This is a genomic window from Mesorhizobium sp. USDA 3734, from assembly GCF_056279665.1.
This window is the reverse complement of record NZ_JBWCCW010000001.1, coordinates 3,934,124-3,950,232: the sequence shown is the minus strand read 5'-3', so window position 1 is coordinate 3,950,232 and position 16,109 is coordinate 3,934,124. Positions and strand designations below refer to the sequence as shown.

12 protein-coding genes are annotated in these 16,109 nt (G+C 62.4%); 8 read left to right on the top strand and 4 right to left on the bottom strand.

What is annotated here, in order from left to right; genetic code table 11:
• The first annotated feature begins 198 nt into the window (after nucleotides 1-198).
• From cysD to cysQ, 3 genes are read left to right on the top strand one after another with little or no spacing between them, the layout of a single operon-like run.
• On the top strand, nucleotides 199-1,104 hold the full coding sequence (gene cysD / locus ACZ89F_RS19390; RefSeq protein WP_476093591.1) for a sulfate adenylyltransferase subunit CysD: 906 nt from the start codon (nucleotides 199-201) through the stop codon (nucleotides 1,102-1,104).
• A gap of 2 nt (nucleotides 1,105-1,106) precedes the next feature.
• On the top strand, nucleotides 1,107-3,044 hold the full coding sequence (cysN, locus tag ACZ89F_RS19385) for a sulfate adenylyltransferase subunit CysN (protein ID WP_476093589.1): 1,938 nt from the start codon (nucleotides 1,107-1,109) through the stop codon (nucleotides 3,042-3,044).
• A gap of 10 nt (nucleotides 3,045-3,054) precedes the next feature.
• Nucleotides 3,055-3,843, top strand: coding sequence for a 3'(2'),5'-bisphosphate nucleotidase CysQ (gene cysQ, locus ACZ89F_RS19380; protein WP_476093587.1), 789 nt, complete (start codon nucleotides 3,055-3,057; stop codon nucleotides 3,841-3,843).
• A 14-nt stretch (nucleotides 3,844-3,857) separates the two neighbouring features.
• Here the strand turns inward: cysQ and ACZ89F_RS19375 are convergent, their stop codons facing one another.
• From ACZ89F_RS19375 to ACZ89F_RS19360, 4 genes are all read right to left on the bottom strand, one after another.
• Nucleotides 3,858-5,000, bottom strand: coding sequence for a DegT/DnrJ/EryC1/StrS family aminotransferase (locus ACZ89F_RS19375; protein WP_476093586.1), 1,143 nt, complete (start codon nucleotides 4,998-5,000; stop codon nucleotides 3,858-3,860).
• A 261-nt stretch (nucleotides 5,001-5,261) separates the two neighbouring features.
• Nucleotides 5,262-6,185 (bottom strand): carbohydrate kinase family protein, encoded by a 924-nt coding sequence (locus tag ACZ89F_RS19370; protein WP_476093585.1) that lies wholly within the window; start codon nucleotides 6,183-6,185, stop codon nucleotides 5,262-5,264.
• A complete protein-coding gene (locus ACZ89F_RS19365; protein ID WP_109662412.1) occupies nucleotides 6,182-6,628 on the bottom strand; it encodes an RbsD/FucU family protein in 447 nt (148 codons plus the stop codon). Before ACZ89F_RS19365 ends, ACZ89F_RS19370 begins: the two co-directional genes overlap by 4 nt.
• Nucleotides 6,628-7,854: an ROK family transcriptional regulator gene (locus tag ACZ89F_RS19360; protein ID WP_476093584.1), complete on the bottom strand. Its 1,227-nt coding sequence runs from the start codon at nucleotides 7,852-7,854 to the stop codon at nucleotides 6,628-6,630. Before ACZ89F_RS19360 ends, ACZ89F_RS19365 begins: the two co-directional genes overlap by 1 nt.
• Nucleotides 7,855-8,121: 267 nt before the next feature.
• Here ACZ89F_RS19360 and ACZ89F_RS19355 point away from each other — a divergent pair, with 267 nt between their 5' ends.
• The 5 genes from ACZ89F_RS19355 (at nucleotide 8,122) to glgB (ending at nucleotide 16,090) form a co-directional block, all read left to right on the top strand.
• A complete protein-coding gene (locus ACZ89F_RS19355; RefSeq protein WP_476097315.1) occupies nucleotides 8,122-9,099 on the top strand; it encodes a substrate-binding domain-containing protein in 978 nt (325 codons plus the stop codon).
• Between the two features lie 97 nt (nucleotides 9,100-9,196).
• Entirely contained in the window at nucleotides 9,197-10,279 is a 1,083-nt protein-coding gene (locus tag ACZ89F_RS19350) for an ABC transporter permease (RefSeq protein WP_476093582.1), read from the top strand.
• A complete protein-coding gene (locus ACZ89F_RS19345) occupies nucleotides 10,276-11,064 on the top strand; it encodes an ATP-binding cassette domain-containing protein (RefSeq protein ID WP_476093580.1) in 789 nt (262 codons plus the stop codon). Before ACZ89F_RS19350 ends, ACZ89F_RS19345 begins: the two co-directional genes overlap by 4 nt.
• Nucleotides 11,065-11,299: 235 nt before the next feature.
• Entirely contained in the window at nucleotides 11,300-13,768 is a 2,469-nt protein-coding gene (locus ACZ89F_RS19340) for a glycogen/starch/alpha-glucan phosphorylase (protein WP_476093578.1), read from the top strand.
• 108 nt (nucleotides 13,769-13,876) lie between these two features.
• The gene (gene glgB, locus ACZ89F_RS19335) at nucleotides 13,877-16,090 is read left to right on the top strand and encodes a 1,4-alpha-glucan branching protein GlgB (protein WP_476093576.1); all 2,214 of its coding nucleotides are present in this window, start codon (nucleotides 13,877-13,879) and stop codon (nucleotides 16,088-16,090) included.
• The last annotated feature ends 19 nt before the right edge of the window (nucleotides 16,091-16,109 follow it).

Sequence of the window (16,109 nt, the reverse complement as noted above, 5' to 3'; positions counted from 1 at the left end):
TTTTTGGATATCCGTGGAAAATTCATTCCCGAACCGTGCGCCGCGGGGCCAGTCCAGCATTGTTCTTGACAACGGCGATCTGCTAGAACGCCGGCACGACAGAGATTGTCCAGAAGCAAGGCTTGAACCGGGCGCAGAAAGCTCGACGATTTGAGGCAAGGCCTTCTGTTAAAAGGCACGAGAGAACGCTCACAGTCCATGACAACCGCGCTTACGCATCTTCAGCGGCTTGAAGCCGAGTCCATTCATGTATTCCGCGAGGTTGCGGCCGCTTTTACCAAGCCGGTCATGCTCTATTCGGTCGGCAAGGATTCGTCCGTGCTGATGCATCTGGCGATGAAGGCCTTTTATCCCGCCAAGCCGCCGTTCCCCTTTCTTCATGTCGACACGACGTGGAAGTTTCGCGAGATGATCGCCTTTCGCGATCAGATGGCGCAGAAACTCGGCTTCGACCTCCTGGTTCACGTCAACGAAGATGGCGTGCGCGACAACATCAATCCGTTCGACCATGGTTCGAACACGCACACCCATGTGATGAAGACCGTGGCGTTGCGCCAGGCGCTCGACAAATACGGTTTCGACGCCGCCTTTGGCGGCGCCCGCCGCGATGAGGAGAAATCGCGCGCCAAGGAGCGCATCTTTTCCTTCCGCAACGCCCAGCATGTGTGGGACCCGAAGAACCAACGCCCCGAGATGTGGAAGATATTCAACACCCGCATCGCATCGGGTGAATCGATCCGCGTCTTTCCGCTGTCGAACTGGACCGAACTCGATATCTGGCAGTACATCCTGCAGGAAAGTATCCCGATCGTGCCGCTCTATTTCGCCAAGGAACGGCCGGTGGTGGAACGCGACGGCATGCTGATCCTGCGGGATGACGAGCGCATGAAACTGCGCCCCGGTGAGACAGTGGAGAACCGGCTGGTGCGGTTCCGCACACTGGGCTGTTATCCGCTGACCGGCGCCATCGAGTCGGATGCCGACACGCTGGAAGCCATCGTCGGCGAAATGCTGACCGCGCGCACGTCCGAACGGCAGGGTCGCCTGATTGACCGCGATGAATCCGGCTCGATGGAAAAGAAGAAGCGCGAGGGGTACTTTTGACCATGCGTCACATCATGGCAAAGAGCCTCGCACCCACCGACGGCGTCCGTGAGTATCTGGCGGCGCAGGAGAAGAAGTCGCTGCTGCGCTTCCTGACCTGCGGTTCCGTCGACGACGGCAAGTCGACGCTGATCGGGCGCCTGCTGTCCGACACCAAGCAGATTTTCGAGGACCAACTCGCCGCGCTCGAACGCGATTCGCGCAAGCATGGCACGACGGGCGACGACATCGATTTCGCGCTGCTGGTCGACGGTCTCGAGGCTGAGCGTGAGCAAGGCATCACCATCGACGTTGCCTATCGCTTCTTCGCCACCCCGAAGCGCAAGTTCATCGTCGCCGATACACCCGGCCACGAGCAATACACGCGTAACATGGCGACCGGTGCCTCGACCGCCGATCTGGCGATCGTGCTGATCGATGCCCGCCAAGGGGTGCTGCGCCAGACGCGACGTCACTCGATCATCGCCTCGCTGCTCGGCATCCGCCACATCGTGCTGGCCGTCAACAAGATCGATCTCGTCGGGTTCGATCAGGCGGTCTTCGACCGGATCGTTGACGACTACCGGCAATTCTCGCGCGATCTCGGTTTCCAGACCATCGTGCCAATCCCGATGTCGGCCCGCTACGGCGACAACGTCACCGGCCGTTCAGACAAGACGGAATGGTATTCCGGCCCGACGCTGATCGAGCATCTCGAAACCGTGTCGGTCGACGAAGCGGTGGTTGAACTGCCGTTCCGTTTTCCGGTCCAGTATGTCAATCGCCCCAATCTCGATTTTCGCGGTTTTGCCGGCACGATCGCGTCCGGCTCGGTTGCGCCTGGCGACGAGGTCGTTGTCGCCAAGTCTGGCAAATCCTCGCGCGTCAAGCGGATCGTCTCGTATGGCGGCGACCTTACCCAGGCGGCCGCGGGCCAGGCTGTCACACTCGTTCTTGACGACGAGGTCGAGATTTCACGCGGCAACATGCTGGTTTCGCCGGCCGCACGGCCGCAGGTCGCAGACCAGTTCGCCGCCAACATCGTCTGGTTCGACGAACATGCGCTGCTGCCCGGCCGCTCCTACATCCTGCGCACAGAGACCGACCAGTCCAGCGCCACCGTCACCGATCTGAAATACCGGATCAACGTCAACGACTTTGCCCATGAGGCGGCCAAGTCGCTCGAAATGAACGAGGTCGGCATCTGCAACATCTCGACGCGGACGCCGATCGCCTTCGATCCCTTCGCCGAAAACCGCACCACCGGTGCCTTCATCCTCATTGACCGCATCTCAAACGCCACGGTCGGCGCCGGCATGATCCTGCACTCGCTGCGCCGCGCCGAAAACATCCATTGGCAGTCGCTCGATGTCGGCAAGCGCGTCCGCGCCGACATGAAGAACCAGCGGCCCGCTGTGTTCTGGTTCACCGGCCTGTCGGGCTCCGGCAAGTCGACCATCGCCAACCTGTTCGAAAAGAAGCTGTTCGCCACCGGCCGCCATACCTATATCCTGGACGGCGACAACGTCCGTCACGGTCTCAACCGCGATCTAGGTTTCACCGACGCCGATCGCGTCGAGAACATCCGCCGCGTCGCCGAAGTGGCGCGTTTGATGGCCGATGCCGGGTTGATCGTCATTGTTTCGTTCATTTCGCCATTCAGCGCCGAGCGGCGCATGGCGCGCGAATTGATGGCCGACGGCGAGTTCATCGAGGTGTTCGTCGACACGCCCTTCGAGGAATGCGCCAGGCGTGATCCGAAGGGCCTCTATGCACGCGCCTTGAATGGCGAGATAAAGAATTTCACCGGCGTCGATTCTCCCTACGAAGCGCCGGAAAACCCGGAAATCCATCTCAAGACACTCGGCAAATCGGCCGAAGAGATGGTAGACGCCCTGGAACACTGGCTGAACGAGCGCGACATTGCCGAAGACCAATACGACAGCGGCGGCGGCATCTGACGACAGGCCAATGCTCGAAATCTTCGAGCGGCTGGCCCTGGCGGCCGGGCGCGAGGTGATGCGCGTGTTCCACGCCGGATGTGCGGTCGACCGCAAGTCCGATTCGTCGCCGGTGACCGAGGCGGACCGCGAGAGCGAGAAGATCATTCTCACCGGACTGCGCGCCGCATTTCCCGACATTCCCTGCGTGGCCGAGGAGGAAGCATCCGCCGGCATCGTGCCGCCCGACCTGGACGGGGCTTTCTTTCTGATCGATCCGCTCGACGGCACCAAGGAATTCGTCAACCGCCGCACCGATTTCACCGTCAACATTGCGCTGGTTCGCGATGGCGTGCCGGAAGTCGGCGTCGTCTTTGCGCCCTGCACCGGCCGCTTCTTTTCCGGTCTGCCGGGCAGGGCGGAATCTCTCGAAATCGATGGCGATTACCAGATCATTGGTCGCCGGCCGATCTCGGTGAGAACCGCCGTGGCGCCGCTGGCCGTCGTCGCCAGTCGGTCGCACAACACGCCGGAAACCGAGGCCTATATCCGCGACCTCGGCGCCGCCGAAATCGTTTCGGTCGGTTCGTCCCTGAAATTCTGCCTTCTTGCCAGCGCCGAGGCGGACGTCTATCCGCGCTTCGGCCGCACCATGGAATGGGACACGGCGGCAGGCGACGCCGTGCTGCGCGCGGCCGGCGGCATGACGCGCACGCTCGACGGCCAGCCTCTGCTCTACGGCAAGCGCAGGCAAAGCGACGACGAGGATTTTGCCAATCCGCATTTCATTGCGAGCGGGGCAGGTGCCAGCCCCACTTGAGACGACCCGGCAGCTTACTCGGCTGCGGCCTGCGCTGAATTCGAGCCGATATAGTTGCGGATCGTCTCGATGATGCGGTCCTGGTCGGCTTCGCTGAGATAGGGGTGCATCGGCAGACAGAGGATCCGCTTCGGCAGGTCTTCCGACACGGCAAGGCCGGTCGGCGTGCGCGGGTAGCCGCGATAAGCAACCTGGGCATGCAGCGGCTTCACATAATAGATGACCGACGGAATGCCCTTTTCACCGAGATGGGCCTTCAGCCCGTCGCGCTTCGGCGTCTCGATGGCGTACTGCGCCCAGGCCGAACGGCTGCCGTCCAGATTGCGGGCGGCGGTGACGACGTCGCCAAGCCCTTCGGCGTAGCGCTTTGCCACCACCTGGCGGGCGACCATCTCGTCTTCGAGAATGGCCAGCTTCTCGATCAAAATCGCCGCCTGTATCGTGTCGAGCCGCGAATTGATGCCGACGCGGACATTGTCGTATTGCGTTTCGCCCTTGCCGTGGAAGGCGAAAGATCTGAGCTGCTCGGCCAGCGCATCGTCATTGGTGAACATCGCGCCGCCGTCGCCGTAACAGCCAAGCGGCTTGGCCGGGTAGAAGCTGGTCGAGCCGACCGCTCCGAACGAACCGCACATCTTGCCGTCGAGCGAACCGCCCATCGACTGGGCAGCATCCTCGATCACCATCAGTCCTTCGCGGTTGGCGATCGCCATGATCGCCTCGTAGTCGGCGGCAAGGCCAAACAGATCGACGGGAATGATTGCCTTCGGCTTCAGCCGGCCTTCCTTCTTGATCATGGCGATGGCCGCTTCGAGGCTGGCAATGTCGATGTTGTAGCTATGCGGGTCGACATCGACGAACACCGGCTCGGCCTTGGCCAGCGCCACCACTTCGGCGGTGGCGGCGAAAGTGAAGCTCGGCACGAAGACCGCGTCACCCGGGCCGACGCCGGCCGCAAACAGCGGCAACAGCAATGCATCGGTCCCGTTGGCGCAGGCCACGACATGCTTGGTGCCGACATAGGCGGCAAGCTTGTTCTCAAATTCGGTGACTTGCGGGCCCAGGATATAGCGGCCCTCGTCGACGACACGGTCGATCGCGGCCTTCAGCCGGTCGCGGATTCGTTCGCGCTGTGCGCCAAGATCGATGAATTGCATGTCGGCCTCAAAACGGTTTTAGCCAGGCGGCTTAGCCAGATAACGGCCCGCTGGTACCAGAGTTGCGCTTGACGAGAAAGCCGGACGCACAGGGCCGCAAATTGCCTGGTTGTCGCAGCCTGTTACCTGTATTTCCCGGCGGACCTTCGCGAGATGCCGGAAATCCGGGCTTCGTCGGGCGCGATCGCGACTTTATGGCCCCACGCATCGGTCCTGCGAAACATAAAGTGATCGACTGGCTCAATCTATGTTGAGCGCTACTCAGGCGATCTCGTGCCGCCAGGGCGGATTGGCGCCGGCCCGTGACACCGTTACCGCTGCAGCCTTGGCGCCGAGCGCCAACGCCCTGTGGATGGCGTCTTTCGACAGGTCGGAAATCGCCGCCTTCGTCAGCAGGCCCTGCTCATGCAAGGAGGCGAGGATGCCGGCGTTGAACGTGTCGCCGGCGCCGACCGTGTCGACCACCTCGACTTTTTCCGGCATCACCGTGACGGCGTGCTCCTTGCTGTAGCCGACGGCGCCTTCGCTGCCATGGGTGACGACGATCAGCTTCGGGCCGCGATCCAGCCAGTTGCGGATGACATCCTCGTGCGAGCCGGCTTCGCCGAACCAGTTCAGGTCTTCGTCCGACAGTTTCACGATGTCGGCCATCGCCATCATGGCGCGGATGCGCCTGAGGTGCTTGGCCTTGTCCGGGATGAAGTTCGGCCGGATGTTGGGATCAAGCATCATGACGCGGCTTTCGTGCTCGCGCCGCATGAACTCTTCATAGGCACTGCCGGCGGGCTCCGAGATCAGGCTGATGGCGCCGAACAACATGGCCTCGATCTCGTTGCCGAGCTGCGGCAGGTCGTCGATAGTCAGCAGGCGGCCGGCGGTGTTCTCGTCATAGAAGGTGTAGGTCGCCTGGCCGTTGGTGAGCTTGACGAAAGCCAGCGTCGTTGGCCGAGGCGAAGTGTGTGCATAGGTGGAACTGACCTTGCTCGCCCCAAGCGCATCCCGGAACTGGCCGCCGAACAGATCCGATGAGAGGCCCGAAAAGAAGCCGGCCGGCGCGCCGAGCCTGCCGAGTGCGATCGCCGTGTTGAACACGGCGCCGCCGACATAAGGCGCAAAGGCCGGCTCACCCGCTGTCGTCGTGCGCGGCAGCATGTCGATCAGGGCTTCGCCGCAGCAGAGGATCATGGCTTCCTGGTCTCCGGCGGATAGATCACGCCCTTGCGGATGATGATGTTGGCGTAGAGCCGCGGCTCGCTTGTCGCGACGATGGCATGCGCCGATTTGACCCGTGCATAGAAGTCGGCGCCGGCCAGCGCAACCACCTTGCGGCCCGGTGCACGTTTGGCGCAGATCGCCTCGATCTCATGATGGACGGGATCGGCAAGCGAGGGGTCGCCCTTGACCGAGGCGCGAAACAGCGCCTCCGGCACGGCGTCGTCCACCGGCAGCACGCTCAAGATCGCATCGAGCACCGGGATGAGGTGGTGGCCATCGGCTCGTACCAGCCGGGTTGCCTGCTGTTCTGCCGGATAGTTTCCGTCGACAAGGGCGATTTCGTCGCCATGGCCCATGCCGCGCAGGATCGCCAGAAGCTCTGGACCGAGCAGCGCCGGGATCCCGATCAGCATCAGGCGCTCCTGGAAATCGTCGTCGATCCGATCAGGAAGCGTTCGGATAGTGGCAGGCTGGCGCCGCCGAGCGCCCGGGCATGAATGCCGACGGTTCCCTCGCGAACGGCGGGCAGCTTCAAGCCTTCGCCGTCGATCGTGGCGATGGCCGCGATGATGGCGTCGACCAGCCGGCGGCGCACCGCCTTCGGCATCCATCCGTCGATCACCGCCGCTTCGAAATCGATGACCGAGGATGCCGCGACGATGGCGTAGGCGAGCGCCCGCGAGGCACTGGCGATCCAGTCGTCGAGCTCGGGTCCGATCTCGCCCCAGTCTTCCGGCGACGTCCACAGATGCGAAGCCTCGACGCCACGCGCATTGAGCGCCTTTTCGAGCATGGCGATGGATGCCACGTCGATCAGCTGGGTCGGTTTGCCGTCCGGCCCAGGCACGGGCATGGAGCCCAGCGCGCCGGCATTGCCGGTCGGGCCGCCAAAAAGCCGGCCATTCAGCACGATGCCGCCACCGGCAAAGGCGCCGATGTAGAAATAAACGAAGTCACGCGCGGCACCCGCCTGGCCGAAGACGAGTTCGGCGCCGCAGGCCGACGTGGCATCGTTCTGCAAATAGACCGGAAAATCGCATTGCGCCTGGATGTCGGCCCTGATGTCGCGGTGACGCCATTCGTCCATGACGTCGCGCGGGGCGCCGGCGGTATCGGCCCAGTTCCACAATTCGAACGGCATGGCGATGCCGAGCCCGGCGATGCGCTTGTCCTGTGCTGGCGTCAGCGCGTCGCGCATCTGCCGCATGCCGTTGCTGACGAAGTCCACCGTCTCGCGCGGCGCCGGGTAGCGGTATGAATGCTGCAGCATCGAGCGCACATGGCCAAGGAAATCGATCAGCACCAGTTCAGCGCTGCGCCGGCCGATCTTCAGGCCGATGAAGAAAGCGCCTTCGGGATTGAGCGCCATCGGGATGGAGGGCTGGCCGATCTTGCCGCGCAACGGCGCCTGGCGCAGCAGAAGGCTTTCTTCCTCCAGCTCGCGCATGATGACCGAAACCGTCTGCGCCGAAAGCCCGGTCATGCGGGCGATGTCGGATTTCGCCAGGCTGCCGTGCTGGCGCACCAGCGAGAGCACCAACCGCTCGTTGTGGTCGCGCATGCCGCTCTGGTTGGTGCCGCGGTGAATGAGGCTGTCATTCACCTCGGGCGAACCGTGCCTCGCAATGGCGGTTTCCACCCTGTTCCTCCCGTCGTTTCCCCTCAATGCTTTTGGGCCAGAATGGGTGAACGAAGCAAGGCTGTCAATAATAAATAAGAGTGATTTAATTATTGACAGAGGCTTCGGCCTGGTGTCTGTTGAGGCAGCGTCCACGCTGGGAGAATTTCGTTGGACGCGCTGCAGGTGCCGGTTGGCCGGCATCGGAATGGTTCCACTGGGAGGAAAATCGTGACCAATACAAAACTGTTGAAATCGACCGTGTTTGCCGCCGCGGCTCTGGGCCTGATGGCGTTTGCCTCGTCCGCGTCCGCTGCTGGCGTCAGTGCCTGCCTGATTACAAAGACGGACACAAATCCCTTCTTCGTCAAGATGAAGGAAGGCGCCACCGCGAAAGCCAAGGAGATTGGCGTCGATCTGAAAGCTTATGCCGGTAAGGCCGAAGGCGACAATGAAGGCCAAGTCGCGGCAATCGAATCCTGTATCGCCGATGGCGCCAAGGGCATTCTGATCACCGCAACCGACACGGCGGCAATCGTGCCGGCGGTCAAGAAGGCCCGTGACGCCGGTCTGCTGGTGATTGCGCTGGATACCCAGCTCGAGCCGGCCGATGCAGCCGATGCCACCTTTGCCACAGACAACTTCAAGGCCGGCGAACTGATCGGCTCGTGGGCCAAGACCACCCTCGGCGACAAGGCCAAGGATGCCCACATCGCTTATATGGACTTGATCGCCAGTCAGCCATCGGTCGATGTGCAGCGCGACCAGGGCTTCATGAAGGGCTTTGGCATCGACCTCGGCGATCCCAAGAAGATTGGCGATGAGACGGACGCCCGCAATGTCTGCCACGACCTGTCGAGCGGCAATGAAGATGGCGGCCACACCGCCATGGAGAACTGCCTGCAGAAGGATCCCGACATCAACGTCGTCTACACCATCAACGAACCCGCCGCTGCCGGTGCCTACCAGGCACTGAAAGCCGTCGGCAAGGAAAAGGACGTGCTGATCGTCTCGATCGATGGCGGTTGCCCGGGCGTCAAGAACGTCGCCGAAGGCATCATCGGCGCAACCTCGCAGCAATATCCGCTGCTCATGGCCTCGCTCGGCATCGAGGCGATCAAGGCCTTTGCCGATACCGGCAAGAAGCCTGAGCCGTCGCCGGGCCTCAACTTCTACAACACCGGCGTGACGCTGATCACCGACAAGCCGGCAACCGGCGTCGAATCGATCGACACCAAGGCTGGCCTTGCCAAGTGCTGGGGTTGATTTGATCTCCTGATCGGCTCAATCTTGAGACAACAACGATAAGAAGAATTGCGCGGGGCGGTCACGGCCGCCTCGCGCAAAAGGCGGGGAGGCCGTTTTGAGCGTTGAAACCACCAAGGCCAGCGGACCACAGGAGTTCGAGAAGACTTTGACCGCAAGCGACACCAGTGTCGCTTCCTTCGACACCCATTCGCGCACGCTGCTGGAGAGCATCCAGCACCGGCTGCACAAAAGTCCGGCCATGGTGCCGCTGATCATCCTGCTCCTTTCGGTGATCCTGTTTGCCATCGTCGTCGGCGGGCGTTTCTTTTCGCCGTTCACGCTGACGCTGATCCTCCAGCAGGTGGCGATCACCGGCATTGTCGGCATCGCCCAGACGCTCGTGGTGCTGACCGCCGGCATCGACCTCTCCGTCGGCGCCATCATGGTGCTGAGTTCGGTCGTCATGGGTCAGTTCGCCATGCATTACGGCGTCCCGGCCCCGGTTGCCGTCGCCGTCGGGCTTCTGGTCGGAGCGCTGTGCGGCTTTGTCAACGGCTTCCTCATCGCCAGGGTGAAGTTGCCGCCTTTCATTGTCACGCTCGGCACTTGGTCGATCTATGCGGCTATCAACTTCATCTATTCGGGCAACGAGACCATCCGCAGCCAGGATCTCGAAACAAATGCACCGTTGCTGCAGTTCTTCGGCAATTCGTTCAAGATCGGCGGCGCCGTGTTCACCTATGGCGTGCTGCTGATGCTGCTCATGGCGGCGATCGCCTGGTACGTGCTCAATCACACCGCCTGGGGACGGCATGTCTATGCGGTGGGTGACGACCCGGAGGCGGCCGAATTGTCGGGTGTTCGCGTCGACCGGATGCTGCTCGCGGTCTATACGCTCACGGGCATCATCTGCGCCATTGCCGGCTGGGCCTTGATTGGGCGCATCGGATCGGTTTCGCCACAAGCAGGTCAGTTCGAGAACATCAACTCGATCACCGCCGTGGTGATCGGCGGCACCTCGCTGTTCGGTGGGCGCGGTTCCATTCTCGGGACCATCTTCGGCGCCCTTATCGTCGGCGTGTTTGCGCTCGGTCTGAGGCTCTGGGGCACGGATCCGCAATGGACGCAATTGTCCGTCGGCGCCCTTATCATCGTGGCGGTTGGTATCGACCAGTGGATCAGGAAGATCTCGGCATGACCCAGGCTCAGGACCCCATTCTCACCGCGCGCGGGCTCGTCAAACGTTATGGCCGCGTCACCGCCTTGGACAACGCCGACTTCGACCTCTATCCGGGCGAAATCCTTGCCGTCATCGGCGACAACGGCGCCGGCAAGTCGTCGCTGATCAAGGCGATCTCCGGCGCGGTCACGCCCGATGAGGGCGAGATCCGCCTCGATGGCAAACCCATTGCCTTCAAGTCGCCGATGGAAGCTCGTGAAGCAGGCATCGAGACCGTCTATCAGAATCTGGCGCTGTCGCCGGCGCTGTCGATCGCCGACAACATGTTCCTCGGCCGCGAAATCCGCAAACCGGGCTTCATGGGGCAATGGCTGCGCATGCTCGACCGTCCGGCAATGGAAAAGCGCGCCCGCGACAAGCTCACCGAACTGGGCCTGATGACCATTCAGAACATCAGCCAGGCGGTGGAGACGCTCTCGGGCGGTCAGCGCCAGGGCGTGGCGGTGGCACGCGCCGCCGCATTCGGCTCGAAGATGGTGATCATGGACGAGCCGACGGCAGCCCTTGGCGTCAAGGAGAGCCGCCGCGTGCTCGAACTGATCCTTGACGTCAAGAAGCGCGGCCTGCCGATCGTTCTGATCTCGCACAACATGCCACATGTCTTCGAAGTGGCCGACCGCATTCACATCCATCGCCTCGGCCGTCGTCTCTGCGTCATCGACCCCAAGCAATATACGATGTCCGACGCCGTCGCCTTCATGACCGGAGCAAAGGTCCCGCCGGAGGCGGCGCTGGCGGCCTGATGCAGGTCGCCCAAAAGTGCGTAGCGGTTTTGGGACAACGACATGCACGGAACAAAAAATTTGAAGCGCGTCGCGCGGAATGTCTGAGCGCACCGCGCTTCAAATTGCCAAATTGCCGCAGGGCAAGCCGGCGCAGGCTCATCTAAATCGATTGAATATGTAGCGGTATCGGCTAGCATGGGCTGGGAGGAACGATGAAAGCCGGTATGATCATGGCAACCGCACGAGAGGCAGCATGACGAGCGCGATGACATCCGAACCCCTCCCGCCACTGCTCGAAAATCCTGATCCAGAGACGCTCGCAAGGGAAGTCTTGATGGCCCTCAAATACCGGGTCGGCAAGGACACCACCGTCGCGACCCAGTACGACTGGCTGACCGCCTCGATCAAGGTCGTGCGCGACCGCATCGTCGACCACTGGATGCAGGCGACGAAGGAGGCCTACGACCAGCAGGAAAAGCGCGTCTACTACCTGTCGCTCGAGTTCCTCATCGGCCGCCTGATGCGCGACGCCTTCTCCAATCTCGGCCTGATGGACAATATGCGCGAGGCGCTGTCGTCGCTGGGCGTCGATCTCGACCTCGTCGCCGCCCTCGAGCCGGATGCGGCACTCGGCAATGGCGGCCTCGGCCGGCTAGCCGCCTGCTTCATGGAAAGCATGGCGACCGTCGACATTCCCGCGCATGGCTACGGCATCCGCTACGCCAACGGCATGTTCCGCCAGGAGATTCACGACGGCTGGCAGGTCGAACTGCCCGAGACCTGGCTCGATCACGGCAACCCCTGGGAATTCGAACGCCGCGAACGCTCGTTCGAGGTCGGGTTCGGCGGTTCGGTGGAATCGATCACGTCCAAGGACGGCCGGCTCGAGCGCCATGTCTGGAAGCCGACCGAGCATGTGCTGGCCGTCGCCTATGACACGCCCGTCGTCGGCTGGCGGGCCAATCGCGTCAACACGCTGCGGCTGTGGTCGGGCATGCCGGTCGATCCGATCCTGCTCGACAAATTCAATGCCGGCGACCACATCGGCGCGCTTGCCGAAAGCAACAAGGCCGATGCCTTGTCGCGCGTGCTCTATCCCGCCGATTCCCACAAGGCCGGACAGGAACTGCGGCTCAGGCAAGAATATTTCTTCTCCACCGCCTCACTGCAGGACATCGTCCAGCGCCATCTCAGCCAGTATGGCGACCTGAAGTCGTTGCCCGACAAGGCCGCGATCCATCTCAACGACACCCATCCGGCCATCGCGGTGCCCGAGCTGATGCGCCTGTTGATGGATGTGCACGGCATGGATTTCGACCTCGCCTGGAGCATCACCAAGCGCACCTTCGGCTACACCAACCACACGCTGCTGCCCGAGGCGCTGGAAAGCTGGCCGGTGCCGCTGTTCGAGCGGCTTTTGCCGCGCCACATGCAGATCGTCTACGCCATCAATGCCGAAGTGCTCCTGGAGGCGCGGGCCTCCGACCAGTTCTCGGACGAGCAGATCGGCCGCATCTCGCTGATCCAGGAAAATGGCGACCGCCGGGTGCGCATGGGCAATCTGGCCTTTGTCGGCTCGCATTCGATCAATGGCGTTTCGGCGCTTCACACCGACCTGATGAAGGAGACGGTGTTCGCCGACCTGCACAAGCTCTATCCCGATCGCATCAACAACAAGACCAACGGCATCACGCCGCGGCGCTGGCTGATCCAGTGCAATCCCGGACTGACGTCGCTCGCCCGTGAGACGATCGGCGACCGTTTTCTCGACGATATCGATGCCATCAAGGATCTCGACGTCTTCGCCGGCGATGCCGCCTTTCGCGACAAGTTCGCCGCCGTCAAGCGCGCCAACAAGGCGCGGCTGGCCAACCTTGTCGCCGACCGGCTCGGCATCAAGGTCGATCCCTCGGCGCTGTTCGATATCCAGATCAAGCGCATCCACGAATACAAGCGCCAGCTTCTGAACATCCTCGAGGCGATCGCGCTCTACGACCAGATACGCTCGCATCCGGAACGCGACTGGATGCCGCGTGTAAAATTCTTCGGTGGCAAGGCGGCGCCCAGCTACCACAATGCCAAGCTGATCATCAAACTCGCCAACGATGTCGCCAAGGTCATCAACCGCGACCCGGCCGTGCGCGGTTTGCTGAAGGTGGTGTTCGTGCCGAACTACAATGTCAGCCTGGCCGAGATCATGATGCCGGCTGCCGATTTGTCCGAACAGATCTCGACCGCCGGCATGGAAGCGTCGGGCACCGGCAACATGAAGTTCGCGCTGAACGGCGCGTTGACCATCGGCACGCTCGACGGCGCCAATGTCGAGATCAAGGAATGCGTCGGCGACGACAACATCTTCATCTTCGGCCTGACCACGGCCGAGGTCGCCGAGCGGCGCAACAATGGCTACAACCCACGCGCCATCATCGAAGGATCGCCTGAGCTGGCGCAAGCGGTTGCGGCCGTGTCGTCGGGTGTCTTTTCGCCTGATGACCCCGAGCGTTACCGCGATCTCGTCAACGGTCTCTACAACAGCGACTGGTTCATGGTCGCCGCCGATTTCGATGCCTATGCCGCCGCGCAGCGCGAGGTCGATGCGGTCTGGCGCAACAGTCCCGACTGGTACGCCAGGGCAATCCGCAACGTTGCGCGCGTCGGCTGGTTCTCCTCCGATCGCACGATCCGGCAATATGCGAAAGAAATCTGGAACGTGCCTGTCTGATGTGATTGCATGAGACCGCGAACAATGTGGTCCCGGTGATGTGAATTTGAATGTCGGATTCACATCACTAGAAACAAACACTTGGTGCCCGGGGAGGGACGCTGCCTGATGAAGAAGCCGCGCGCGACCGCTGCGACAAGCGGGCCGGACGGACTGGCGCCAGCCAGCGATGTTGCGGCGATTGTTGCCGGCACGCACGGAGATCCCTTCGCGGTCCTTGGTGTCCATGAGGTCGGCAAGAGCCTGTATGCCCGATGCTTCGTTCCGCATGCGGAATTCGTCACCGCTTATACGCTGACCGGCACCATCGCGGGTGAACTGTCCAGGCGCGACGATGGCGGCTTTTTCGAAGGCAAGCTCTCGATCAGGAAGCGCCAGCCCCTGCGCTATCACGCTCGCAATGCCGGCGGCGACTGGTGGCTGACCGATCCCTATTCTTTCGGTCCGGTGCTTGGCCCGATGGACGACTACTACATCGCTCAAGGCTCGCATCTACGGCTGTTCGACAAGCTCGGCGCGCATGTCATTGACCACGAAGGCGCTTCCGGAGTGCATTTCGCGGTCTGGGCTCCCAATGCCCGACGCGTCTCGGTGGTCGGCGACTTCAACGAATGGGATGGTCGCCGGCACACGATGCGTGACCGCCGCGACACCGGCATCTGGGAACTGTTCGTACCCGACATCGGTGCCGGACGGCCCTACAAATACGAGATCATCGGTCCCGATGGCGTGAGGCTGCCGCTGAAGGCCGACCCGTTCGCCTTCAAGTCCGAACTGCGTCCAGCCACCGCTTCGGTCGTGGCCGTGCCGCCGGCGCATGAGTGGGGCGACGAGGCGCACCGCAATTTCTGGCGCAATGCCGATCACCGGCGCGAAGCCATCTCGATCTACGAGGTCCATGCCGGCTCCTGGCAGCTTCACGACGACGGTACGTTCCTGTCATGGGACGAACTGGCCGACCGGCTGATCCCCTATGTGGTCGAGACCGGTTTCACCCATATCGAATTCATGCCGATCTCCGAACACCCTTATGACCCGTCCTGGGGCTACCAGACGACTGGCCTCTACGCGCCCTCGGCCCGCTTCGGCGACCCGGACGGCTTTGCTCGTTTCGTCGATGGCGCCCACCGCGCCGGCGTCGGTGTCATCCTCGACTGGGTGCCGGCGCATTTCCCGGTCGACGCACACGGCCTGGCCAATTTCGACGGCACCGCGCTCTACGAACATGCCGATCCGCGCAAGGGTTTTCATCCCGACTGGAACACCGCGATCTACAATTTCGGCCGCCGCGAGGTGGTGTCGTTCCTCGTCAATAATGCGCTGTTCTGGGCCGAGAAATATCATGTCGACGGTTTGCGCGTCGATGCGGTCGCCTCGATGCTCTACCTCGACTATTCGCGTAAGGCCGGCGAATGGATCCCCAACGAGAAGGGCGGCCGCGAGAACCTCGAGGCGGTCAGCTTCCTGCAGAAGATGAACAAGGAGGTCTACGGCCACCATCCGGGCGTCATGACCATCGCCGAGGAATCGACCTCATGGCCGAAGGTCTCGGCACCGGTGCATGAAGGCGGCCTGGGCTTCGGCTTCAAGTGGAACATGGGCTTCATGCACGACACGCTGGAGTATTTCTCCAAGGAGCCCATCTTCCGCAAACATCACCACAACGACCTCACCTTCGGCCTGACCTACGCCTTCTCGGAAAATTTCGTGCTGCCGCTCTCGCATGACGAGGTCGTGCACGGCAAAGGCACGCTGCTTGGCAAGATGGCCGGTGACGACTGGCAGAAATTCGCGACCTTGCGTGCCTACTATGCTTTCATGTGGGGTTATCCCGGCAAGAAGCTGCTGTTCATGGGGCAGGAGTTCGCGCAGCGCCGCGAATGGAGCGAGGCACGCGCGCTCGACTGGAACCTGCTGGAGTTCCGGCCGCATCGCGGCGTCTGGCAGACGGTGCGCGATCTCAACTATCTCTACCGTTCGCGCCCGGCGCTGCATGGCCGTGATTGCGAGCCGGAAGGGTTCTCCTGGCTGATCGTCGACGACAGCCAGAATTCGGTTTTTGCCTGGCTGCGCAGCGCGCCGGGCGGCAGCCCGGTGGCCGTCATTTCCAATTTCACGCCGGTGCCGCGTGACAATTATCGCGTCCCGTTGCCGACATCAGGCAAATGGCGCGAGATCATCAACACCGACGCTTCTGAATATGGCGGGTCCGGCAAGGGCAATGGCGGCATGGTCGAGGCACGAGCGGAGGGAGGCAGCATCTCCGCGACGATGCTCTTGCCGCCGCTGTCGACGATCATGCTCGAGCTCGTTGCCGACTGAGCCCGTCGAGACTGAGTAA